This is a genomic window from Streptococcaceae bacterium ESL0687, from assembly GCA_029392475.1.
Taxonomy (GTDB): domain Bacteria; phylum Bacillota; class Bacilli; order Lactobacillales; family Streptococcaceae; genus Floricoccus.
Genome location: CP113940.1, coordinates 1,039,773 through 1,063,492 on the forward strand (window position 1 = coordinate 1,039,773; position 23,720 = coordinate 1,063,492).

Genomic DNA, 23,720 nt, shown 5'->3' on the forward strand with positions numbered 1-23,720 from the left:
TTTGATATTTTCAAGTTTTTTTTATAGAATGTGTGACAAAAGGGAGGTTTACCATGAAAAAGGCACTTGATACAACGGGAAAAATTATTGGCTTAATTGTTCTAATTTTATCCATTCTAGTTATAGCAGCAAATTCAAAGGATGTTTCAATCTCCATCCTTACTTGGTCAATTGAAACACCCCTAGCCCTTCTAATAGGAGTAATTTTCATTTTGGGTCTTGTTATCGGTTGGATTTTTAAATTAGGTGACATTAGTAGAAGGTCTGAGAAGGTTCAAACAAGTATTGATGAGGCTATCAAAAATATCAAAGATTTAATTGACAGTTAGAACTTAAGTAAGTTAAGCAAACAAAAACAGCCCACAGGGGCTGTTTTTTTATTTATTTTTATCTCTCTAGGAAAAATTCAAAACGATCGCCCACATATTGGCTGAGTACGAATTCAAAGGGAGTACCGTCTACAAAATGCGAGGTCTGAGTTAAACTCAAAATGGCTTGGCCTCTTTTTATTTGTAAGTGATCAGCTATCTTACTGCTTGCATTTTTTGCAGAAATAACCTGCTCACTCTTTCCAATCTCAAAACCATTGTTTTCCAAGGTTCTAAAAAAATGATTGGTAATGTCTTGCTTGTCAAAGTCTGCGATTAAAAGATAAGGAATGCTTGCTACCTCATAACAGATAGGTAAGCTATCAGCATAACGAATGCGCTCCATCCTTATAATTTGCGAGCCTGGTTTTAACTTCAATTTTTCAAGCTCAATTTCATTAGCCAAGGTCTTAGTATAAGCAAGAACAATGCTTTTAGGGGTTTTTCCCTGCTTTTGGATAATTTCCGTGAAACTTGTGGTTCCGCGCATCTTTTCTCGAACCCTTTTACTAGAAACATAGGTTCCACTACCCGCCCTGCGCTCCAAAATTCCTTCATCAACTAAGGCGGTCACAGCTTGTCTTAAAGTCATCCGGCTTACGTTAAACCTTTCAGACAGGGTTCTTTCACTGGGAATTCTAGCTCCTAACTCCCAGCTTTCATTTTCAATTTCTTTTTTTATTTCATCATGGATTCTAATATAGACGGGCTTCATTTTTCCTCCTTGTTGATCTTCTCAGGCTCCTTTTCCTTCACAACTTCAACTAAATCAACCTCAATCTCATTATTCTTATTGAGTTTTATAATCCTTTCTTTAACCACCCTAACCGGCGCATCATGGGTTCCAACCAGATTAACAACAATGGCAAAACCAACCCCAATAAAGGTATCAAGCACCCTGTTTATAACGTACAGGACAGTTTCTCCATCAGGGGTTCCTAGGGCAATTATTAGAAATGATGAACAGGCCCCAACAAGTCCTGTATTTAAATTATAACCATCCATAATTACGATGATAATCAAGAGGGCCAAGGGAACCATGATAAGTTTAATCCAGAAGCTATGATCAAAGTGGGAATAAGTCATGTAGAAGATGGTCGATAAAATTCCACCAAGAGCTGCTCCTGCAAACCTTGCTCCCGATACACTGATGGTTGTCTTAAAATCTCCTCTTACGGCAACTACGGCCGATACTCCAGCTGCCATGACCCCTTGTGGTCTGTGAGTTATCTGAAAGAAAATTATAATTAATGCTATTGCAACTGCTGTTTTTATTGTTCTTAAACCTAGCCTAAAGCGGCCAAACTGTATGCTCATACTACCTTACCTTTAATTTTTTCTTCATTGTAACATATTTTTACTGATAAGTTTAGCTTATATTGGGCTTATCAATGTATATTTATTTACCTTAAATGTATAATCCGCCCGTAAATTTAAGATTATTAATAAATTTATCAAATATTGTGTATTTTTTATCATGTTTCCTTGAAGAGATATTTTTGAAGAAGGTAAAGAAAAAAACTTGACAGGTCTTGTCAAACATAATTTTTTTCTGTATAATTGGCAAGTAATATTAATAATTGGAGGAAAATATGGCTAATATTAAATCTGCTATCAAACGTGCTGAACTTAACGTTAAAGCAAATGAATTAAACTCAAAACAAAAATCAGCAATGCGTACTGCAATCAAGAAATTTGATGCTGCTGTGGCTGCAGGAGCTGACGACGCTCAAGAGCTTTTCCAAAAAGCATCTGCTGCAATCGATAAAGCTGCAACTAAAGGTTTAATCCACAAAAATAAAGCAGGCCGTGACAAATCTCGTCTAGCTGCTAAACTTGCAAAATAATTCGGTTTACCGAGTTATTTTTTTATGAAAAAGGTTTGGGACATGTCCCAAACCTTTTTTTGTCTTTAATTTTTCGAAAATATTTTTAAGTCCTCTTGGCCAATACCAATCATGGGACTTATCTTATTCCCCTCTATTAATTCCTGACTTAAAATTAACTCTTCTGGCTCCTGGTCTATAAAAGAACTTACATCTTCTCTGACTTCAAAGCTAGATTCAGAACTAGTTTCACTAGAAAGACTAGACTCACTAAATTCGAAAATAGCTTGATCTGAAACAGATTCAGTTGATTTACTTGATTTACCATTTCCTTCAAGCCCTTTAAATTGCTCTAAGAGATAGGTCTTTCTATTACAGCCAACTTTCCTAACAGCCTGATTAAAGGCCTGATACTCGCCAGTTAAAATTAGACTTTTTTTGGCCCTGGTTATAGCAGTATACAAAAGATTACGCTCAAGCATACGATTATAGCTTGAAATCATTGGAACTAGAACTGTAGCAAATTCACTACCCTGGGATTTATGAATACTCATGGCATAGGCTAAAGTTATCTTGTACCACTCACTTCTTGGGTAGGAAATTTCAGAACCATCAAAATTCATTAGAATCTCGTCCTGCTTGCTCTCACTATCCTTAGCAGGAATTAGATCAATAATATGACCCAAATCACCGTTAAAAACATTCAGACTGGTCTCATTGACCAAGTGTAGAATTTTATCTCCCCGCCTAAAGACCTTGTCCTGGAAGTCAAACTGAAGGCCCCCTTCTAACGGATTAAATATATCCTGCAAGATGGTATTAATATTGATAATTCCAGCAACACCCTTATACATAGGAATTAAGACCTGAAATTCAAAGGGATTATTTCCCTTATTCTTCCAAGAAACAGCAATCTGTCTAATAATCTCTGGAATTTGATTACCAAAGGCTTCAAAGTAGCTCCCGTCTGCCTTTCTCTCCCTAAAATCTGCCGGCAATTTACCGTCTTTGATTGAGTGGGCAAGACTTGTAATGGTTGAATTTTCATCCTGACGAAATATTCGTTCAAGTTTGACAGATGGGAGTTCAGCTATCCTTAAAAGATCTGCCAAAACTTGTCCAGGTCCAACAGAAGGAAGCTGGTCTGCATCACCTACAATTATGACCTTCATACCAGGTGGGATACTATCAAAAAGTCTATTGGCCAACCAGGTGTCCACCATCGAAAACTCATCAACAATTAAAAGCCTACCGCTCAGTTCATCAGGACTTTCATCCAGGTTGTTATCTTCATCTGTTCCAATTCTCAGATGCCTATGCAAGGTGGCACTAGGTAGGCCAGTAAGTTCATTCATCCTTCTAGCAGCTCGTCCCGTTGGTGCCCCTAATAAAATGGGAAAGACTTCCTCATCATAGGAAGCTGGATCAAGGTCCAAGTCATTAATTCTTGCGAAAGTATGGATAATTCCATTTAAAACTGTTGTCTTCCCAGTCCCAGGTCCTCCAGTTAGGATGAAGAATTGATTGTCCAAGGCATCCTTAATGGCCGTTTTTTGCAGGCTATCATAGGAAATTGAAAATTCTTCTTCTACCTCGCCTATTACCCGGTCCAGCTCCCTTGTCTGAATTTTTTCCGACTTCCTAGAGAGCAGTTTTTCGATATTTTTAGCAATTCCTGCTTCAGCAAAGAACAGGGAATTTTCAAAAAGCTTAGTTCCTTCCTGCTGAATTTTACCATCTTCTACTAGTTCTAAAATGGTCTGAGCCAGGTCATCGTAAAGAACCTCAACATTTCTTGAATCTTCCAACAAACTAACCGTCCTATCAAGAAGTTCCTTAGCTTCAATATAGGTATTACCAGTTTCCTGGGCACTTTCAAAAATAAGGTGAAGGAGACCAGCCCGGTAGCGGGCCCTGGAATTGGCTTCAATACCAAGACTTTCTGCCATTCTATCGGCTGTTTTAAAGCCAACACCTTTTATATCCTCAACCAGCTGATAAGGGTTCTGACTGATAACATCCAGGGTTTCTTCCTTATAAAAATCATATATCTGAAAATTTATCTTGGATGAAAGTCCGTATTCACTTAGTTTGGCAAGAATTTTTTCCATGCCGTGGTTCTCAGATAACCTACGCAAAAGGCTTGTCTTTTTGGCCGGGGATAAAATAGGATCTAGTTTACTACTGTCATTTAAAATACTGTCAATGGTATCTTCTGGATAACTGGCAAGGATTTTTTCAGCCGTCTTCTTACCAATCCCTGGGAAATGTTCACTCGAAAGATAGTTGATTAAGCCCCTGCTATCTGAGGGAGCCTCCTTTTCATAACTTGTAACCTTCAACTGTTCTCCGTACTTGGGATGGTTGGTTAAATGACCAAAAAAGGTATAGGTCTCACCTTCTATCAAATCTCCAATGGTCCCATTCACAACTATCTCAGTTCCCAAATAATCAGAGTTCGTATCAGTTATATCTATAAGAAGAACCTTATAAAAATTACTTGGATTTTCAAAGAAAACTGCTTCTATACTCCCGGTAAAAAATATTTTATCCATTATCTTTCTTCCTATATCTATTAATCTCCAGGCTGATTTCCCTACTTAAAAATTAATTAATTTTTAAACTGTTTTGTTCCATTCGATAAGTTCAATCTGGTCTAGATTTTTAACGTCAAGAATGGTCAAACTTGAATTAGAGAGAATGCCGTCTTTTCTAAGCCTACTCTTTGGAACCCCTAAAAGGCTCTGAAGGGATGAGGTCAAAGCTGCACCGTGACCAACCAAAAGCACATTATCGTCTTCTGCTAAATTCTCGTCTTCAGCTAGCTCCCTTACAAGATGACTAATTCTTGCTATTACGTCGTCAACATTTTCAGCATCAAAGATCTGACCTTGGAAGGCCTCAGGATTATTTCTAAAGGCATGAAGGGCATCTGGATACTCCTGACCAACCTTTTCTATCTCACGGCCTTCTAGGCTGCCTAGATTCCACTCATAAAGGCGCTCATCTTTTTCGATTTCCTTAGGAAGGGCGTTAACCTCAACAATTCCCTTAGCAGTATCATAGGCCCTTTTTGATGGGCTTGATAATACCTGTTTGAATTCGACATTAGATAAATAATCGCCTAAGGCCTTAATTTCTGCATGGCTTTCTTCTAAAAGCGGAGAGTCTCCTGTCATTCCTTGGAAACGTCTCTCCAAATTCCAAACCGTTTTTCCGTGTCTTACAAAATATAATTTCATTTTAATTTATCCTTTTCATAGGTGTGGGTTAATTCAAGATTTGGGAAACCCTGCTGTCTCAAGCAGTCATAAATCAAAATGGCTGCTGCATTAGAAAGATTAATACTTCTTACATGCTCGTCATTCATAGGAATCCTTAAGGCCTTATCTGGATTTTCACGCATAAAATCTTCTGGTAGACCAGTATCTTCCCGGCCAAAAAGAAAATAATGATTAATTTCTGAATCTGAAAGATCGGCGTCTGAATAAATGGTTTCAGCAAATTTAGTAATCAAATGAAGTTTTCCATCAGCCTGGGCTAAAAAATCAGGTAAATTTTTATGATATCTGATATCCACCTTATCCCAGTAGTCAAGTCCTGCTCTCTTTAAGTTTTTATCAGTAATCTCAAAACCGTAGGGCTCAATCAAGTGAAGGACAGTATTAGTGGCTGCACAGGTTCTTGCAATATTTCCTGTATTAAAGTGAATTCTAGGTTCAAATAAAACAATATGATTCACGACAAATCTCCTTAAAAGTCTATATAAATAAAAAAACTAGGATGCTCGGAGTCAGTCTCGGCAAGCATCCTAGTTACAGGTTAATTTGCTTTAATCATAACAGGAAAGATTGAAACAAACTAATTCATTGGTAATGATAACACAGGTTAGACACCTTGTAAAGGGACAGTTAATTACAATATTATTTCAAAATGTTTTTTTATGTTCTTTAGGGCTTCAATCACAATCGATAATCCCTTAAATCACTTTGAAAGCGTTTTAACAAAGTACTCTAGAAGCTTTTAAAAAATAATTGAAAACGATTTTATATCCTTTGCATGTCTAGGACTTTAGTTGTATAATGACTAGGTATTAAGTATGTTCTTTAACTTCCTTGGGATAATTTTATGAAAAAGTCTTTCTTATAAGCCAGTTAAGCATACACCATTATATTTTTAGGAGGAAACACAATTGAGTATCGGAATTGTTATTGCGAGCCACGGCGAATTTGCTGATGGAATCAAACAATCTGGTTCTATGATATTTGGTAATCAAGAAAAAGTTCAATCTGTAACTTTTATGCCAAATGAAGGACCCGATGACTTGTACCAAAAGCTAACTGATGCTGTCGCAACTTTCGAGGCTGATGATGAGGTTTTATTCTTAGTTGACTTATGGGGAGGATCTCCTTTCAACCAAGCAAACCGCATCTTTGAAGAAAGTAAGGACAGAATGGCTATTATCGCAGGCCTAAACCTGCCTATGTTAATTCAAGCCTACACTGAACGCTTTAATCCAGAAGCAAAACTACATGATGTTGTAGGTAACATTATGAAGGAAGCAACTGGTGGAGTTCGTGTTCGCCCAGAAGACCTTCAACCTGTAAGTGAGGTTGCTAAAGAAGAAACTACTGAAAAAGCAAGTGGTCCTATTCCTGAAGGAACTGTTCTTGGTGATGGGAAAATTAAAATTCCTCTTGCCCGCATTGACTCTCGTCTCTTGCACGGACAGGTAGCAACAGGATGGACACCAGCTGTTAAACCAGACCGTATTATCGTTGTTTCTGATAAGGTTGCTAAAGACGACCTTCGTAAAAAATTAATTGAGCAAGCTGCCCCATCAGGAGTTAAGGCAAATATTGTTCCTATTAAGAAAATGATTGAAGTCGCTAAGGATCCTCGTTTCGGAAATACTAAAGCTTTACTACTATTTGAAACACCACAAGATGCTCTTGAAGCAATTGAAGGTGGCGTGCCAATTACTGAACTGAATGTTGGTTCAATGGCCCACTCAACTGGTAAAACAATGGTTAACAATGTTCTTTCAATGGATAAGGATGATGTTAAGACCTACGAAAAGCTTAAAGATTTAGGAGTTAAATTTGACGTCCGTAAGGTGCCAAATGATTCTAAAGCTGACTTATTTGCCCTTATCAACAAGGCAAACGTTAAATAATTTTTAAAGGAGAAACTAAAAATGACATATGGTTTAATTAGTGTAATCCTGGTTCTCTTCTTTGCCTTTTTAGCAGGTCTTGAGGGAATTCTCGATTCATTTCAACTTCACCAGCCAATTATTGCCTGTTCTTTAATTGGTATCGCTACAGGACACGTTGCCCCTTGTGTAATCTTAGGTGGAACGCTTCAGATTCTTGCAGCCGGTTGGGCAAATATTGGAGCAGCCGTTGCCCCAGATGCTGCCCTTGCCTCAGTTGCCTCAGCAATTATCTTAGTCCAATCACACGACTGGTCTGAGTCTAATACCGTATCCCTTGGGGAAATTAACTCAATCATCGGTATCGCTGTTCTTCTTGCTACTGCAGGACTTATCCTTACAACTCTGGTACGTCTACTATCAGTTGCAATCATCCACAGGGCTGATGCTGCGGCTGAACTTGGAAGCTACCGTGGTGTAGAATTTTGGCACTTTGTGGCCCTAATGATGCAAGGTCTACGTATTGCAGTTCCAGCTGGGCTTCTTCTAATTATCCAACCAGAAATCCTTACTGATGCCCTTCAATCACTACCAACTTGGTTTACAGATGGTATGGCCATTGGTGGAGGAATGGTAGTTGCCGTAGGTTACGCTATGGTTATCAACCTTATGGCTAGCCGTGAAGTTTGGCCTTTCTTCTTCCTAGGATTTGCCCTTGCCCCAATTAAAGAACTTACTCTGATTGCTATGGGAATGATTGGTCTATCTATGGCCTTCATCTACCTTGCTCTACAATCATCAGGTGGTTCAAACAACGATTCAAATGGCGGCGGATCAGGTGATCCAATCGGCGATATCCTAAACGATTACTAGAGAGGGGAAAATTATGACTGAACATAAAATAGATAAAGCGACTCGTCGTAGCGTCCTCATCCGCTCATTCTTCCTACAAGGTTCTTGGAACTATGAACGTATGCAAAATGCTGGTTGGGCATTCTCAATGATTCCAGCCCTCAAAAAACTTTACCCTGGTAAAGAAGAGGCTGCTGCTGCTCTTAAACGTCACCTTGAGTTTTTCAACACTCACCCATATGTGGCATCACCTATCCTTGGTGTAACTCTAGCCCTTGAAGAGGAACGTGCTAATGGTGCACCAATTGATGATGCTGCCATCCAAGGGGTTAAGATTGGTATGATGGGACCTCTTGCTGGTATTGGAGACCCTGTCTTCTGGTTCACAGTTCGTCCAATCTTAGGTGCCATTGCTGCAAGTCTTGCTGTTAGTGGTTCTCTTATCGCACCTATTTTCTTCTTTGTAGCCTGGAACATTATCAGAATTGCCTTCCAGTGGTACACTCAAGAGCTTGGTTACAAACAAGGTAGCAAAATCACAGAAGACTTATCAGGTGGACTTCTACAAAAACTAACTAAGGGTGCTTCAATCCTTGGAATGTTTGTCCTAGGAGTTCTGATTGAACGCTGGGTTAACATCAGTTTTGATGCCGTTAAAGTCTCTGAAATCAAACTTCAAGACGGAGCTTACATCAACTGGAAGGAAATCCCTGCTGGTGCTGAAGGAATTAAGGAAGCCCTTCAACTTCAATCAGGAGGACTTGCCCTTGACCAAACTAAGGTAACAAGTTTACAAGACAACCTTAACCAATTAGTTCCAGGTCTGATGGCCCTACTACTTACTTTCTTCTGTATGTGGCTTCTTAAGAAAAAAGTTTCTCCAATCGTTATCATCTTCGGTTTATTCGCTGTTGGTATCATCGGAAAATACTTTGGTTTCATGTAAAAAGAGCGCTTTGGCGCTTTTTTACTTATTACAAAAGGAGAAAGTAAGAAATGGTTCAATCCCTCAATACAAGGGCAGATTATTCTGGTCCTGCTATCGCCTACCTGGGCTTTGCAAAATACGGAAAAATCCTCCTTGGAGATCAAGCCTTCGAATTTTTTAATGACCGGAGCCTTAAGGATAATATTGTTATCCCCTGGTCTCAAATTAAAAAAATGGAAGGCTATGTTTCCAAAGGAAAGGTTGATAGACGTTTTAATATCGTCTTAAACAATAATTCAAGTGTCAGCTTTTCATCCAAGGAAGCTGGAAAAATCTTAAAAATTGCTAGGGACTATCTGGGTAATGATAAGGTGGTCAAGGGACACACATTCCTAGGAACGATTTTATCTGCCTTTAAGCGGAAAAATAGATAATTGACAAGCAAAATAAATCTGTTACAATTTATCTAGATAAGAATTTATAAGATATAAGAGTGAAGACAATATTAGGGGAAACTTTTAGAGAGCTTGCGGCTGGTGAAAGCAAGCAGGGAAGCCTAAGATATCTACTTCATGTAAAAAGTTTTGCTAAAACAAAACCGTATGCTTACGTTACAGCAATTAAGATTTACTGGTCTTCCAGTAAATAAAAATAGGTGGAACCGCGGTCGTACGCCCTGTTAATAACAGGGGTACTGCCGCTTTTTATATATAAAAAATTAAAGGAGTTACACATGTTAGACATTAAAAAAATCCGTCAAAATCCTGAAGAGGTTGCTAAAAAACTTGAATCTCGCGGAGTTGAAGTTGCCGTTCTTGATAACCTTAACGCTCTTGACCTTACTCGTCGTGAGCTTATTGTTAAGGCTGAAGAGCTCAAAAAAGAGCGCAATACAGAATCTGAAGCCATTGCGATTGCAAAACGCAACAAGGAAGATGCTTCTGCTTTAATCGCTAAAATGCAGGAAGTATCAGCTGAAATCAAAAAACTTGACGCTGAACTTGCTTCAGTTGAGGAAAAAATCAACTCAATCATCACAGTTCTACCTAACCTACCACATGATGATGTACCTGTTGGAGCTGATGAAGACGACAATGTTGAAGTCCGCACTTGGGGTGAGGCACCTGAATTCGACTTTGAGCCAAAACCACACTGGGAAATCGGTGAAGACCTAGATATCCTGGACTGGGAACGTGGGGCTAAGGTAACTGGTAGCCGCTTCCTCTTCTACAAGGGACTCGGAGCTCGTCTTGAACGTGCCATCTACAACTTCATGCTTGATGAGCACGGAAAAGAAGGATATACAGAAGTTATCCCTCCTTACATGGTTAACCACGATTCAATGTTTGGTACTGGTCAATACCCTAAATTCAAGGAAGATACCTTTGAACTTGCGGACTCTGACTATGTCCTAATCCCAACCGCTGAAGTTCCCCTTACAAATTACTACCGCGGGGAAATCCTCGACGGAAAAGATCTGCCTATCTACTTCACAGCGCTTAGCCCATCATTCCGTAGTGAAGCTGGTTCTGCTGGACGTGACACCCGTGGTCTAATCCGTCTCCACCAGTTCAACAAGGTTGAGATGGTTAAATTCTCAAAACCAGAAGATTCATATGCAGAGCTTGAAAAAATGACAGCCAACGCTGAAAACATCCTGCAAAAACTTGGTCTTGCCTACCGTGTGGTTGCCCTATCTACTGGAGACATGGGATTCTCTGCTGCTAAAACTTATGACCTTGAAGTTTGGATTCCAGCTCAAAATACCTACCGTGAAATCTCAAGCTGTTCAAACACTGAAGACTTCCAGGCCCGCCGTGCGCAAATCCGCTACCGTGACGAAGATGGAAAAGTTAACCTTCTTCACACCCTTAACGGATCAGGTCTTGCAGTAGGTCGTACTGTTGCTGCCATCCTTGAAAACTACCAAAATGAAGACGGCTCAGTTACTGTTCCAGAAGCACTTCGTCCTTACATGGGTGGAGTTGAAATCATCAAATAAAAAATAAGCTAGCCTAGCTAGCTTATTTTTTATGGATTAATACTTTGGTTCCTTGATCAACTTGAGACTCAACACTGACATCAAGCTCCAATTTATCAAGAATTGTTTTTGAAAGATAAAGGCCTAAACCTGTTGATTTTTTCTCCAAGCGGCCATTGTAGCCTGTAAAACCATGTTCAAAAAGCCTTGGAATATCTTCTGATAAAATACCAATCCCTGTATCTTCAATCAAAAGGGAGTTATCTTCTAAGATAAATTTAACACTTCCCTGGTTGGTATATTTGACAGCATTGTTAATTATCTGTTCAAGGGCCACTGAAAACCATCTTTTATCAGTTACAAGAACCCAGGAACCTTTAATCTCAACCGTTAAATCCTTGGCAATAAATTGATTGGCGTATTTTTTTACAAGTTTGACCACAAGATCCTTAACGTCAAATTTATCAAAACGAAAGTCCGTTGATACATTATTTAGTCTTAGGTATTCAAGAAGGATACCTAAATAATTATCAATTTGAAAGGTTTGATTTTTAAGAACCAAGGGATCAATTTCTCCCGTTTGAACCATTAAATCAATTGAAGCCAAGGGAACCTTCATTTGATGGCTCCAAATTCTTACGATATCGGTCAAATTTTTGTCAAAAAGAATGGTTTCATCCAACTTGTCAGAAATATTTTGAAGTTCCTCTAAAAGTTCAGCTTCTTCAATCTTCTTTTTCCGCCACCTTCTAAAATCAAAGATAAAGTAAAAACTAATGGCTAAAAAGGCTATTAAACTAGCACTGATCAAGGGTTCTGGATCCAGGTCCCACAAGCTAAAAAAGGCCAAATAAATCAAAGAAATAAACAAAAGAACCCATACTAGAAGAAAGTTATCCTTAAAATAATCTTTTAAATGTCGTCTCATTTTAAAACATACCCCACTCCCCTAACTGTATGAATGAAGTTAAAGTCAATTTCTGCCAACTTCTTTCTAAGCCTTGCAATATTTACCTGAAGGGTATTGGCATCAAAGAAGTCATCTCCCTCCCATAATTTGGCCAAAAGAGCCTCTTTGGTGACAACTGAACCAGCCTTTTCAAATAAAAGACGCATAATCCTATTTTCAGTAGCTGTCAGATTAATTTTTTTATCCCCCGCACTCACCTGACCGTCAAATGATAAAGTGTAGCCTGAGAAGGTTAAGGATGAGTTTGAAAAATCAGAGGTTCTTCTTAAGAGGGCATGAATCTTAGCCCTTAAGACTTCTAGAGAAAAAGGTTTGGATACAAAATCATCAGCTCCCATATCCATGGCCATAATGGCATTCATCTCATCAGTGGCACTTGATATAAAAATAATTGGTACCTTGCTGGTTTTTCTAACCTCAGTTGTCCAGTAAAAACCATTAAAATAAGGCAGGGTCATGTCCATCAAAATAAGATCTGGAACATACTCCTTAATTTCCTGGCTGACGCTCCTAAAGTTTTTAACACTTTGAACGTCAAATTCTTCTTCAAGAGAAAGTTTCAAACTTTTAACGATTGAATCATCATCTTCAACAATAAAAATTTTTTTCATACTCATCACTACTCACCTATCAGTCTAGTGTGGCTAATTCTTTCAAACCACAATCTTTTAGAGCCATTTATCCAGGCTAAAATTAAATCTAAAAACTCAATTAAAAAAAGAGACAAACTTACCATAAGTTCCACATAAATTTCCGGTAACTTGGTCGAATCACTGGCCCCTAATCTATCCAAAAAATAAAAGATTAAAAGAAGGGGGATAAAATTGCAGGTCATAAAAACTAGCCTCAAGAAAATTCGGAAACGATTATTTCCTTCAATAGAGATCTTAACCAAATGTTGCCCCAAACTTCCTTTTAATAAAAAAGGTATCAAAAGAAAAACAAGTAAGTAAGCCTGGTAAGTCCTAAGAAAAAGGCAAAGGAGACCAAAAATCATCCCGTCAATAACTAGGCCAGTAAACCTCCTAGTAAATGTTACCTTTGAATTATCAAAGTTATTTTTATCAAGTTTGGGTAGGAAACCTTCTATCAATCTGGTAAAACTATAGCCAAGTATGGCTCCCGTGGTGTTTAAAAGAAGGTCATCCACATCAAAAAGCCTGTAAGGTCTTGGATAATAGCCAAAGAGGGCTGACCGCTGAATCAATTCAAAGGATAAGGTTAAAAGAAAACTATAAACTAAACTTGACCAAAATTTTTTCCTAAAAAGATAGGCCAAGTAAAAACCAAAGGGAAGGGTTAAAAGCACATTAAAAAATGGTTGAAAGAAGGTCCAATGTTTTAAGGCAGCTAACCAGGTTGATTTATCCGTTAAAACAAAGGGGCTATATTCCTTGAAATATTCTACAAAGGCAAAGAGATGGAGGTTCTCCTTAGGTCCTATCATCTTTTTAACCTCTTCAAGACTTGGCAGAGGAAAGATTGTCAGGGCATAAGCACAAAGAATATAAAGGATGAAAGAAAAGGTAACTAAAAGCTTCCAAGATCCAACCCCACCCTTTTTGCGGTATTGAATGACAAAATAAGGAAGAATGGCCAAAAGGGCAACCCCAAAAAAGGCCATGACTCCGATTTGAATTGGCTCAATATAAAGATTCATACTTCCTCCTACTTATAGTAGATAATAATTGAAAGCTTAAGAACTCCCTCTCCCAGGTTAGTATAAGTATGTGCTTCCTTGGCATCAAAGGAAATAACATCATCACAAGAAAGCTCGTAGCTTTCCCCTGCAACTGTCATTAAAAGGTCTCCTTCAAGAACCATTAAATACTCCTCTGTATTTAAGGAATGACCAACTGAGGTATGGCTAACCCCTTCTTCAATCTCCATTTGAAAATAGTCAAAATTTCGATCAGCATTTTCCCCGTAGTAAAAAAAGAGGGAAATCTTGTCATTATTAATCTTTTGAATGGAAGTTTCAGACTTTCTAATAACCCTGACACTTTCCTCCGTATTTTCCTCTAAAAGGGCAGTATAGGGAATATTTAGGCCACTACAGATCTTCCAAATGGTATTTATTGTCGGATTAGTCTCTCCATTTTCAATCTGAGAAAGCATACCCTTACTGATGGTTGACAGGTCTGACAGACTAGCAAGAGAGATACCCTTTGAAGCTCTGATTCTCTTTAAATTTTTACCTATTATCTTATTGATATCCACGAAATTCTCCCAATGCATATATTGACAATTCTTTTATTTTTAATATAATAAACATTAAGTTTTGTTTATTAAACAAAAGTCTTATATCTTTAATCGATTTTATTTACCTTAATTATAGAGTTTTAAGCCCTAATAAGCAAATTAGCTACAGGAATCCTTTCCTCCAAATAAAAATAGAAAGTTTACAAAAGGAATCATATAATGAATAATCTACTTGATTTCAAATCAGGAATTAAAGAAACCCTACCAACGGTCTTTGGTTTCATTGGTGTAGGTCTGGCTTTTGGAATCATTGGTCATGCTGCCCACCTGTCAGTTCTTTTAGTTGGACTGATGTCAGCCCTAGTTTATGCTGGGGGTGCACAATTTATTGCAGTTAGCATGCTTGCTGCGGGAAGTCCTATCATCCCAATCATCCTTTCAACCTTTTTAATTAACTCCCGGATGATTTTAATGAGCATGACCCTTGCCCCTTATTTTAAGGAAGAAAGCTTAATTAAAAATATAAGCATCGGTAGCCTCCTAACTGATGAGAGTTTTGCCCTTGCTGTTAATAAGTTAAATTTTACTGGCAATAAATTATCCTTTGATTGGCTTAATGCTTCCAATTTAATCGCCTATTTTGTTTGGTTTTTATCAAGCATTGCAGGTGCCCTCCTTGGAGGATTTATTGAAAATCCCGATAAATTAGGACTTGATTTTGCCATTGTTGCCATGTTTATTGGACTTTTATACCTGCAAGTAATCTTTGATCAGACCATGGTTAAAAGCTTACAGATTATTGTCATTCTTTTGACACTGGTACTAGTTTATTTGGGTCTTATCTTTCTTCCGTCATCTCTTTTAATCATCTTTGTTACAGTAATCTCATGTGGAATTGGAGTGTTTCTTAAAAATGCCTTCTTTTAATTATGTTCTTTTAACCATCCTAGGTTGTGCCCTAGTAACCTGGCTTTCAAGAGTTCTACCCTTTATCTTATTAAAGAATTTTGACCTGCCAAAGGCTGTTAGCGAATATCTATCTTTTGTTCCCATAGTAATTATGTCAGCCCTTTGGTTTAATAGCCTCTTTGTTCAAAAACTTGGTCACCTGCCAAGTCTTAACCAGGAAAACCTACTGGCTTCTCTACCAACTGTTCTAGCAGCAATTATTAGTAAAAGCCTCTTGGTCACTGTCATTATTGGGGTCATATCCCTTGCCCTTATCAGGATGACCATGTAAAAAAAGCCTATCTGTAGATAGGCTTTTTGCTATTTAATTTCTTTCAACTATGTTGTAGTAAACTTTTGATGTTAGTTTGTAGATTAGGTAGTAGACTACAGCCACAACTAAAATTGTAATTAAACTTACCATAAGAATTAAATTACCATTTGTTACACCAAAGATGGCAAGTAATTTTTTAATCATGATAAAGGCAAAGGCAAAGTGGGTAATAGCAAGGGCTATTGGCATGAAGAAGACCATAACAACTTGACTCTTAATAGTTGAAGCAACTTCTTCTTTTGATAGTCCAACCTCTTGAAGAATCTTAAAGTTACGTTTATCCTGAGCACCTTCTGATACTTGCTTGTAGTAGATGATTAGAGCAGCACCAAGAATGAAGGTTACACCAAGGGTAAATCCGATAAAGAGGAAGCTTCCAGTAAATTCATTCATACTTGCTTTAAGATCTGACTTGTAAGCCATAGTTAAATTACTTTGTCCTGTTCCTTGTTGAACAGCCTTGACATTTCTTTCAAATTCTTCCTTGAAGGTTGCTTGATCCTGGCTTGAAACATTTGTAAATCCTTGCATGCTTGCAAGCATTAGACTAAATGAACCTGTACTTGCTCCAAGCTCCTCATTCTTCTCATTAGAAGCATTAACAAAGTTATTTAAAGCTTCTTCAGTTGGGAAAATAAGGTAGAAACTGTTAACACCTGACATTTCATTTGATACATTTTTAATATCTTCTACAATGTCTTTAACCACTAACTTTTGACCATACCAGTCAATATTTTTAAGTTGTGATTTTCCAACTGCGTTAACAAGGATAACCTCATTACCAGAAATTTCTGGTAGGTCCTCATTACCGATTTTAACTAAATCTTCACGGGCTAAGAATTTAAGGCTTGCAAAGTTAGTAATGCTTACATTATCTGAAGAACCGTCAACTACTAAGTCAGTTTGATCTGGTGCAATTACTGTTGTTGAGTTAGCTTCCATATACTGAACGCTAAGTTTTGGTGCTGCTGTAGTGCTTTTTACAATTAAATCAAAGTCATTTACAGAGACACCAGAAGCTCCAACATGAGTATTAGTATCCTGAGGGAAGGCTTGGTTTACAACATCCTTAACCCCTGTATGAAGACCAACTGTGATGGCTAGGGTTACAAAGGTCATAGCAACTAAAACTGTGATATTTGCAAGTCCTACCGCATTTTGTTTCATTCGGTAAAGTAGAGAACTTACAGTAATGAAATGTTTAGGTTGGTAGTAGTAATTTTTATTAGCCTTCTGACGTCTTAAAAGCCAGATGGTAAAGCTTAAATAGAATAGGTAGGTACCAACGATAACTAAGATTACTGCTATAAAGAAGTTAGTTAAAGCTGTCATTGGATTTTTAACAGTTACTGCCATATAGTAACCGATACCGATTAGGATGACACTTAGAAAGGCAAAGATAAAGTTGGCCTTAGGTTCCTTCTCACCGCGACTTTCTTCCTTAAGGAGGTTAAGGGAAGAATTTTTTTGGATGGTTATGGTACTAATGATAGCTAACAGGAAGAAAATAGCTAGGAAAATCAAGCTAACGACGATAATCGCCTGGCTTGAAAATTCAAGACCAAAGTTACTTCCATCAATCAAACTAACTAAAATTAAGAAAAGGAATTTAGCTAGGATTAAACCGATAAGAGTACCTGCAAGGACAGTTGTCACAAACAGGATAATCAACTCATCAAGGGAAATGTGAGCTATTTGGGCCTTACTGAGTCCTAAGATCTCATAAAGACCGAATTCCTTGGTTCTTCTTTTAACCAGGAAACGATAACCATAGACAAGAATTACAACCGCAAAGGCTGAAATTATAACCAGCCCCATCCCCATAAGGGTCCTTACAACAGTGGCACCACTCTTCATGTTATCAATACTTGGGCTGAAAAGGATGGTTGCTATGATTAAGTTCATAACATACATAACTGTTGATGCTAGCAGGAAGGGAGCAAAATTAGAAAATGACTTTCTAATATTGTTGATAGCAAGTTTTAGATAAAACATTTACTCACCTCCTAGTAGGACACTCATTGTGAGGTTAATTTCCTTGTTAAATTCAGCGGCTGATTTGTCTGACTTATAAAGTTGGTGGAAGATTTGACCATCTTTAATGAAAAGAACACGTTTAGCGTGACTTGCAGCCAGACTTGAGTGAGTAACCATAAGGATTGTTTGTCCTTCATTGTTAATTTCCTCAAATAAATCTAGTAAGTCTTCACTGTTTTTAAAGTCAAGAGCTGCTGTTGGTTCGTCAGCTAGGATCATCTCAGGTTGAGTAATCAAGGCACGCGCAACAGCCACCCTTTGCTTTTGTCCACCTGATAATTCAAATGGTTGCTTGTTAAGCAGTTTTGTAATATTAAGCTTAGGTGCTAAAATATTAAGGCGTCTTTCCATTTCCTTAACCTTAGCTCTTGAAAGAACCATTGGTAGGTAAATGTTATCACGTACTGATAGAGTATCAAGTAGGTTAAAGTCTTGGAAGACAAATCCTAAGTGTTTACGCCTAAATTTAGCCAGATCCTTTTCATTGATTTTAGTAATATCTTCCCCATTTAAGACCACTCGTCCGCCACTTGGTTTTTCAAGGGTTGCAAGGATATTTAATAGGGTTGTCTTACCTGATCCAGATTCACCCATGATAGCAATATATTCACCCTCTTCAACCGTAAAGTTTACATCACGAAGGGCTGTTGTTTCCTCTTTTGAGAAACGAGTTTTAAATACTTTTTGTAAGTGATTTACTTCTAATAACATAATATTACTCCTTTTTCCTTAATTATTATTTTGCCTTTTCAGGTACATCGTTTAGGGAAACCTCAGTCCAGCTAGTTACTCCCTTGTCCTTATTATAGGTAACCTTAAGCCAAGCATTTTGCTTCATTGGCTTGTCTTGCCCATTTTCAAAGGTTAAACTTTTGCTGTTACCAGACTTATCTTTCCCTTCAAGGGTATATTCATAAGACCCGTAAACCTTACCTTGAGAATCTGTGTCAGTCTTTCTTTCACCTTCTCCTTGAACCTGTACATAGTAAGTTTGTCCGCCGTAGCTTGCTTGATACCATGCATAACCTCCAGCAAAAATCAGGGCAAAGACTACAACCAGACTAGCAATAAATTTTTTCATATATATATAATTTCTCTCTTTCTTACACTTTTATGTAGTCATTATATACCAAAAAAGGTATCAAAAGCTTACATGATACCTTTTTTTTCTTACAAATTTGTCAGACAAAACTTTTAAAGTAAATTATCCATAGAGAGATTATAAACCTTGTAGCTACCCAAATCCTTAACCTGTGAACCAGCAAGTCTAATACCCTCAATAACCTGGTCGGCCTCGGTCTTATCACTGATAAAGTCAATCAAGAAGAAATATTCCCCTAAAACGGTTTTTAGTGGTCTAGATTCAATTTTTGAAAGGTTAATCTTTTTGTCAGCAAATACCTTAAGGACCTGATAAAGGGCACCCGGATTATTATTGGGCAAGGTAAAGGCAATGGAAGATTTAATTTCATTATTTATAAGATCTAAATTTAAATCTTTCCTACCAAGAATCCAAAAACGAGTATTATTATCCTCCATCTCCTGAATATCCTCAGCTACAATCTCTAAGCCATAAGTCCTAGCAGAAAGTTTAGGAGCAATAGCTGCAATATTTTTACCTGGATTTTCAGAAACATATTTTGCGGCAAGGGCCGTACTTTCTGTTATTTCAAGGCTAGCTGCGGGATAATTTTCCTGGATAAACTTCTCGCTTTGGGCGAGAGCCTGCGGATGGGAATAAATTTTTTCAATTTCTACCACCTGTCCCTTAACCATAAGCTGCTGCCTAATAGGTAGAACAAGTTCAGCTACAGTCTTTAAATCACCCTGATGATAAAGATAGTCCACTGTTTGATGGACACTACCTTCTATCGAATTTTCAAGGGGAACAACTGCATAGTCAAGAAGGCCTTCCTCATACTCCTTAATCAAAGAGGTGATACTTGCTTGGGCGATCAAATCTTCCTGGGGGAAGGTTAGGTGACTGGCCATATAAGTAAATGATCCTTTGGGACCTAAAAAACCTACTTTCATTGGTCCTCCTCCCTAACATAAGCTACTAGCTCAGGCATAATATCAGCCAGAGGGCGATTTACGTCAACTGTCAGATGAGCTAGATTACTATAAAATGGACATCTTCTTTGGTAGATTTCTTCCAAATCACCCTTACTGTTATTTAAAAAGAGGGGTCTAACATTGTTCTTATCCGCTGCAATCCTTTGATAGAGGTCAGAAAAATCAGCGGCAAGATAGATATTTTGGTTGTTAGTTCTTAAAATATCTCGGTTACTTGAAAGTTCAACGATTCCACCACCTGTAGCAAGAATTGCCTCTTGATCTGATAAATCCCTTAAAAGCTGGTTTTCAATCTTTCTAAAGGACTCCTCACCTGCCTCTTTAAAATATTCAGAGATGGTCATTCCAAGTTCTTTTTCAATCTCTTGGTCCAAGTCAATATAAGCTAAATCAAGTTCTTCAGCAAGTTTTTTACCAAGGGTTGTTTTTCCACTAGCCATGAAGCCTAAAAGGATAATCGCCATCTATTTTTCCTCTAGACTTGCCAGGTCTTCAAAAAAGTTAGGATAGCTCACTGGAATGGCCTCTGATCCTTCAAGATCAACTGAACCTTCCTCAACTATCAAGGCAGCAATGGCTCCCATCATCCCAATCCTATGATCATGGTAGCTTAAAAGACCGGCATCTCCCTTAAGTTTTGTTGGACCTGTAATAATAAGTCCGTCATCAGTTGGTTTTATATCAGCTCCAAGCTTGGTAAGTTCTGCTGCAACAGCATCTATCCGGTTAGTTTCCTTAACCTTAAGTTCTGCTGCATCCTTAATAACTGTAACACCCTCAGCCTGGGTTGCTAAAAGAGCAATAATAGGTAATTCATCAATCAGCCTTGGAATAATATCACCTGAAATTTCAGTGCCCTTAAGTTCGCTTGTTTCAACGGTAATAGTCGCTGAAAGATTGGCTTTGGAAGGATTTTCCTTGATGTCAATCTTTCCGCCCATGTTTTTGATAACATCAAGAATTCCAGTTCTTGTTGGGTTGATTCCTACATTTTCAAGCTCAATCTTACTATTTGGTGTAATTAAACCAGCTACTAGGAAAAAGGCAGCACTTGAGATGTCACCTGGAACAGTAATTTCCTGCCCTTGTAACTTCTGGCCTCCCTTGACCTTAATTGTTTTACCATCGATATCAATCTGACCACCAAATTGGACAATCATATCCTCAGTATGGTTACGAGTCAATTTTTTCTCAATAATTGTTGATTCTCCGTCAGCCTGGAGGGCAGCAAAAATTAAGGCTGATTTAACCTGGGCACTTGCTACAGGAAGCTTGTAGTTAATTGGTTTAAGGTTTGATGTTCCCTTTTCTGTCAGTGGAGGAAAGGCTTTTTCAGTCTGCCCGTGAATATCAACACCCATGTCACTTAGAGGATCAACCACCCTGTCCATGGGTCTTTTAGAAAGAGACTTGTCGCCAAACATTTCAACCTCAAAGTCACTTCCAGCAAGAACTCCTGAAATAAGTCTAATACTTGTTCCAGAGTTTCCCATATCTAGGGCCTTGTTAGGTTTTTTAAAGCCATCAAAACCCCTACCTGTAATTGTTACCAGCTGACCGTCATCTTCAATTGGTACACCCAAATCCCTAAAGACTCCAATGGTACTTAAAACATCCTCTCCTCTTAGGATGTCATGAACCTTGGTTACACCTTGAGCAATTGATCCAAAAATAATTGACCTATGTGATATCGATTTGTCACCTGGAACCTTGATTGTCCCCCTAAGTCCCCTACTATTTGTCTTAAGTTTCATATACCTTATATCCTGTCTTTTCTTCTATAATTGTTTGGGCCTTGTCTAAATCTTTAGAGCTTCTAAAGGATAATTTTAGACCACCCATAATTTCTTCCCTGTTTTCGATAATTCTTATATTTATAATCGAAATACCAGCATCGGTTAAATAACCTAAAATTTCATGAATAACCCCAGTCTTATCTGGTACATTAACATAAAGATCATAAAAATTAGGTATGGCTCCATTATGAATTTGCATGCTTTTTCTTTGCTCACGCGCCCCGTCAAAAAATTCATAGAGGGCAAGTTGATCTCCTGCAAGAATACTATCTTTTAAGTCGCCCAAAAGACCTGCAAAGTCATTAATTCTCTCTGCCACATACTCCTTGTTGGTCATCAAGATATCTGTCCACATCTGAGCATCACTTGAAGCAATTCGGGTCATGTCCCTAAATCCTCCAGCAGCTAAAAATTCAGTCGCTGGATGATCCTTGGCATAATTTTTGGATTGCCTAACCAGCATGGCTGCTAGAACATGGGGGAAGTGACTTAGTTGACTGGTCACCTGGTCATGTTCTGAAGCTGATAGCTCAATAAAAGTTGCTCCACTGCCTGCAAGAAGACTCTTAATTTTATCAAGATCTGCATCCTTTGATACCTGGCTTTTTGACAAAACATAGTAGGCATTTTCAAAGAGACTTAGATTTGCAGCAAGGACACCAGACTTATGGCTCCCAGCCATGGGGTGACCTCCGACAAAACTTACATCTCTACCTGCAAACAAGTCCTCAGCTCTTTTAACAATTAGAGCCTTGGTTGAGGAAACATCCGTTATAATAAGCCCTGGTTTAAGATCAAACTGGCTGATAAATTCCAGCAAGTCAATTGATTTTTCAACTGGAAGGGCCAGGATGATATAGTCAAAACTTGCTAGCTCAGATGCTAATTCATTTTTTCCTATAAAGCCATCAATCATTTGTAAGTCTTGGGCCTGCTTGAGAGACTCTTGATTTGAGTCAAAGGCAAGAACTTGATAGCTTGGATGCGTCTTTTTAATGGCTAGAGCCAGGGAACCTCCGATTAATCCAATACCTGCAATCAAGACTTTTTTACTCATTTTAAAAGTCCTTTAATCCTGACTTGTAGGCCTCAAAACTTGCCTTTAAATCAGAGAAATTATCACTAGTAAATTTATCTAAGATTTCAGCTGCAAGTACAGTGGCAACAACATTTTCCATAACAAGACCTGCCGCTGGAACTGCCGTTGGATCACTTCTTTCTACTTGAGCCTTATAAGGCTCGTGGGTTTCCATATCAACACTCATAAGGGGTTTATAAAGGGTAGGAATTGGTTTCATCACACCTCTAACGATTATATCCTCACCGTTAGTCATTCCCCCTTCAAAGCCACCAAGCTTATTAGAAGAACGGGTGTAACCTTCTTCCTCGGACCAGACTATTTCATCCATGACCTGACTACCAGGTCTTTTCCCGCTTTCAAAGCCTAGACCAAACTCGACTCCCTTAAAGGCATTGATTGACAAAACAGCTTGGGCAATTTTTCCATCAAGTTTTCTATCCCACTGAACGTATGATCCAAGACCTGCTGGTAAATTTTCTGCCCTGACCTCAATGACTCCACCAATGGTGTCACCATTTTTTTTGATTTCATCGATATAGACTTTAATTTGATCTTCATGAGCAGGGTTTACAATCCTAACCTCAGATTTTTCAGTTTCCCTTTTAATGTCAGATACAGTAAGCTCTTCTGGTAGGACAACCTCAATTCCACCGAAGTTTACCACATGAGAGGCAATATTAACCCCAAGCTCTGCTAGAAGTTTTTTAGCCACCGCTCCAATGGCTACTCTCATGGTTGTTTCCCTAGCACTTGATCTTTCAAGAACATTTCTCAAATCATCAAACTTGTATTTCATACCACCAACAAGGTCTGCATGCCCGGGTCTTGGTTTGGTTAGCCTTCTTTGTTTTTTGATCTTGTCATCAACCTCATAAGAAGCCATAATCTCAGTCCAGTTTTTAAAGTCCTTATTTTCTACTACCATAGTCAGGGGACTTCCCAGAGTTTTTCCGTGGCGAAGACCACTTGTAAAACGAACCTTGTCGCTTTCAATCTTCATTCGGCCGCCGCGGCCATAACCACCTTGTCTTTTCTTTAATTCAACATTTATATCCTCATCAGTTAGGCTAAGTCCTGCTGGTAGGCCTTCTATTATTGCTGTAAGTTCTGGTCCATGGGACTCACCTGCTGTAAAGTATCTCATCAATCTCTCCTTTTAAAATCAA

Annotated in this window: 27 protein-coding genes; 10 read left to right on the plus strand and 17 right to left on the minus strand. The window is 38.3% G+C overall.

The features are described from left to right. The first annotated feature begins 53 nt into the window (after window positions 1–53). Window positions 54–329 (plus strand): LapA family protein, encoded by a 276-nt coding sequence (locus OZX60_05125; protein ID WEV44821.1) that lies wholly within the window; start codon window positions 54–56, stop codon window positions 327–329. A gap of 58 nt (window positions 330–387) precedes the next feature. Here OZX60_05125 and OZX60_05130 read toward each other — a convergent pair whose 3' ends face one another. Beyond that, window positions 388–1,083, minus strand: coding sequence for a GntR family transcriptional regulator (locus OZX60_05130; GenBank protein WEV44822.1), 696 nt, complete (start codon window positions 1,081–1,083; stop codon window positions 388–390). Further along, window positions 1,080–1,685 (minus strand): aromatic acid exporter family protein, encoded by a 606-nt coding sequence (locus tag OZX60_05135; GenBank protein ID WEV44823.1) that lies wholly within the window; start codon window positions 1,683–1,685, stop codon window positions 1,080–1,082. Before OZX60_05135 ends, OZX60_05130 begins: the two co-directional genes overlap by 4 nt. 275 nt (window positions 1,686–1,960) lie before the next feature. Between OZX60_05135 and rpsT the strand changes: the two genes are divergently transcribed. Next, a complete protein-coding gene (rpsT, locus tag OZX60_05140) occupies window positions 1,961–2,215 on the plus strand; it encodes a 30S ribosomal protein S20 (GenBank protein ID WEV44824.1) in 255 nt (84 codons plus the stop codon). Window positions 2,216–2,280: 65 nt separating this feature from the next. Here rpsT and OZX60_05145 read toward each other — a convergent pair whose 3' ends face one another. The 3 genes from OZX60_05145 to OZX60_05155 are packed head-to-tail and all read right to left on the minus strand — an operon-like array spanning window position 2,281 to window position 5,936. After that, window positions 2,281–4,752, minus strand: a complete 2,472-nt coding sequence (locus tag OZX60_05145; GenBank protein ID WEV45886.1) for an ATP-dependent RecD-like DNA helicase — start codon at window positions 4,750–4,752, stop codon at window positions 2,281–2,283. A gap of 60 nt (window positions 4,753–4,812) precedes the next feature. Then, window positions 4,813–5,436, minus strand: coding sequence for a histidine phosphatase family protein (locus OZX60_05150; protein WEV44825.1), 624 nt, complete (start codon window positions 5,434–5,436; stop codon window positions 4,813–4,815). After that, window positions 5,433–5,936 carry a tRNA (cytidine(34)-2'-O)-methyltransferase gene (locus tag OZX60_05155; protein ID WEV44826.1) on the minus strand — a complete coding sequence of 168 codons (504 nt, stop codon included), beginning with the start codon at window positions 5,934–5,936 and terminating at the stop codon, window positions 5,433–5,435. Before OZX60_05155 ends, OZX60_05150 begins: the two co-directional genes overlap by 4 nt. 450 nt (window positions 5,937–6,386) lie before the next feature. On the opposite strand from OZX60_05155, the gene OZX60_05160 reads away from it, so the two are divergent. The 6 genes from OZX60_05160 (at window position 6,387) to serS (ending at window position 11,131) form a co-directional block, all read left to right on the plus strand. Further along, entirely contained in the window at window positions 6,387–7,370 is a 984-nt protein-coding gene (locus tag OZX60_05160; GenBank protein ID WEV44827.1) for a mannose/fructose/sorbose PTS transporter subunit IIA, read from the plus strand. Window positions 7,371–7,391: 21 nt separating this feature from the next. Beyond that, window positions 7,392–8,222 (plus strand): PTS mannose/fructose/sorbose transporter subunit IIC, encoded by an 831-nt coding sequence (locus tag OZX60_05165; GenBank protein WEV44828.1) that lies wholly within the window; start codon window positions 7,392–7,394, stop codon window positions 8,220–8,222. A 13-nt stretch (window positions 8,223–8,235) separates the two neighbouring features. Further along, the gene (locus OZX60_05170) at window positions 8,236–9,147 is read left to right on the plus strand and encodes a PTS system mannose/fructose/sorbose family transporter subunit IID (GenBank protein WEV44829.1); all 912 of its coding nucleotides are present in this window, start codon (window positions 8,236–8,238) and stop codon (window positions 9,145–9,147) included. A gap of 50 nt (window positions 9,148–9,197) precedes the next feature. After that, window positions 9,198–9,563: a DUF956 family protein gene (locus OZX60_05175; protein ID WEV44830.1), complete on the plus strand. Its 366-nt coding sequence runs from the start codon at window positions 9,198–9,200 to the stop codon at window positions 9,561–9,563. A 59-nt stretch (window positions 9,564–9,622) separates the two neighbouring features. Continuing rightward, window positions 9,623–9,778, plus strand: coding sequence for a hypothetical protein (locus OZX60_05180; GenBank protein WEV44831.1), 156 nt, complete (start codon window positions 9,623–9,625; stop codon window positions 9,776–9,778). A gap of 84 nt (window positions 9,779–9,862) precedes the next feature. Next, window positions 9,863–11,131, plus strand: coding sequence for a serine--tRNA ligase (gene serS, locus OZX60_05185; GenBank protein ID WEV44832.1), 1,269 nt, complete (start codon window positions 9,863–9,865; stop codon window positions 11,129–11,131). Window positions 11,132–11,153: 22 nt separating this feature from the next. Here the strand turns inward: serS and OZX60_05190 are convergent, their stop codons facing one another. Genes OZX60_05190 through OZX60_05205 form a run of 4 tightly spaced genes read right to left on the minus strand, consistent with a single transcriptional unit; the run spans window position 11,154 to window position 14,300 of the window. Beyond that, a complete protein-coding gene (locus OZX60_05190) occupies window positions 11,154–12,038 on the minus strand; it encodes a sensor histidine kinase (GenBank protein ID WEV44833.1) in 885 nt (294 codons plus the stop codon). Next, a complete protein-coding gene (locus OZX60_05195; protein WEV44834.1) occupies window positions 12,035–12,691 on the minus strand; it encodes a response regulator transcription factor in 657 nt (218 codons plus the stop codon). The genes OZX60_05190 and OZX60_05195 overlap by 4 nt, the downstream gene beginning before the upstream one ends. 8 nt (window positions 12,692–12,699) lie before the next feature. Beyond that, the gene (locus OZX60_05200; GenBank protein ID WEV44835.1) at window positions 12,700–13,740 is read right to left on the minus strand and encodes a VanZ family protein; all 1,041 of its coding nucleotides are present in this window, start codon (window positions 13,738–13,740) and stop codon (window positions 12,700–12,702) included. An 8-nt stretch (window positions 13,741–13,748) separates the two neighbouring features. After that, entirely contained in the window at window positions 13,749–14,300 is a 552-nt protein-coding gene (locus OZX60_05205; GenBank protein WEV44836.1) for a helix-turn-helix domain-containing protein, read from the minus strand. 201 nt (window positions 14,301–14,501) lie between these two features. On the opposite strand from OZX60_05205, the gene OZX60_05210 reads away from it, so the two are divergent. Together OZX60_05210 and OZX60_05215 are read left to right on the plus strand one after the other, a co-directional pair. Next, window positions 14,502–15,209 carry an AzlC family ABC transporter permease gene (locus OZX60_05210; protein ID WEV44837.1) on the plus strand — a complete coding sequence of 236 codons (708 nt, stop codon included), beginning with the start codon at window positions 14,502–14,504 and terminating at the stop codon, window positions 15,207–15,209. Next, entirely contained in the window at window positions 15,196–15,522 is a 327-nt protein-coding gene (locus OZX60_05215) for an AzlD domain-containing protein (GenBank protein ID WEV44838.1), read from the plus strand. The genes OZX60_05210 and OZX60_05215 overlap by 14 nt, the downstream gene beginning before the upstream one ends. 33 nt (window positions 15,523–15,555) lie before the next feature. On the opposite strand, the gene OZX60_05220 is transcribed toward OZX60_05215, so the two are convergent. The 8 genes from OZX60_05220 to aroC form a co-directional block, all read right to left on the minus strand. Next, the gene (locus tag OZX60_05220; GenBank protein ID WEV44839.1) at window positions 15,556–17,559 is read right to left on the minus strand and encodes an FtsX-like permease family protein; all 2,004 of its coding nucleotides are present in this window, start codon (window positions 17,557–17,559) and stop codon (window positions 15,556–15,558) included. After that, on the minus strand, window positions 17,560–18,312 hold the full coding sequence (locus tag OZX60_05225; GenBank protein ID WEV44840.1) for an ABC transporter ATP-binding protein: 753 nt from the start codon (window positions 18,310–18,312) through the stop codon (window positions 17,560–17,562). 25 nt (window positions 18,313–18,337) lie between these two features. After that, entirely contained in the window at window positions 18,338–18,682 is a 345-nt protein-coding gene (locus OZX60_05230) for a YxeA family protein (GenBank protein ID WEV44841.1), read from the minus strand. Between the two features lie 113 nt (window positions 18,683–18,795). After that, window positions 18,796–19,635, minus strand: coding sequence for a prephenate dehydratase (gene pheA, locus OZX60_05235; GenBank protein ID WEV44842.1), 840 nt, complete (start codon window positions 19,633–19,635; stop codon window positions 18,796–18,798). Beyond that, window positions 19,632–20,141 carry a shikimate kinase gene (locus OZX60_05240; protein WEV44843.1) on the minus strand — a complete coding sequence of 170 codons (510 nt, stop codon included), beginning with the start codon at window positions 20,139–20,141 and terminating at the stop codon, window positions 19,632–19,634. Before OZX60_05240 ends, pheA begins: the two co-directional genes overlap by 4 nt. Further along, window positions 20,142–21,431, minus strand: a complete 1,290-nt coding sequence (gene aroA / locus OZX60_05245; GenBank protein WEV44844.1) for a 3-phosphoshikimate 1-carboxyvinyltransferase — start codon at window positions 21,429–21,431, stop codon at window positions 20,142–20,144. Continuing rightward, complete coding sequence (locus OZX60_05250) at window positions 21,421–22,530, minus strand: prephenate dehydrogenase (protein ID WEV44845.1); 1,110 nt, start codon at window positions 22,528–22,530, stop codon at window positions 21,421–21,423. The genes aroA and OZX60_05250 overlap by 11 nt, the downstream gene beginning before the upstream one ends. Window position 22,531: 1 nt before the next feature. Continuing rightward, window positions 22,532–23,698: a chorismate synthase gene (gene aroC / locus OZX60_05255; protein WEV44846.1), complete on the minus strand. Its 1,167-nt coding sequence runs from the start codon at window positions 23,696–23,698 to the stop codon at window positions 22,532–22,534. Window positions 23,699–23,720 lie beyond the last annotated feature (22 nt).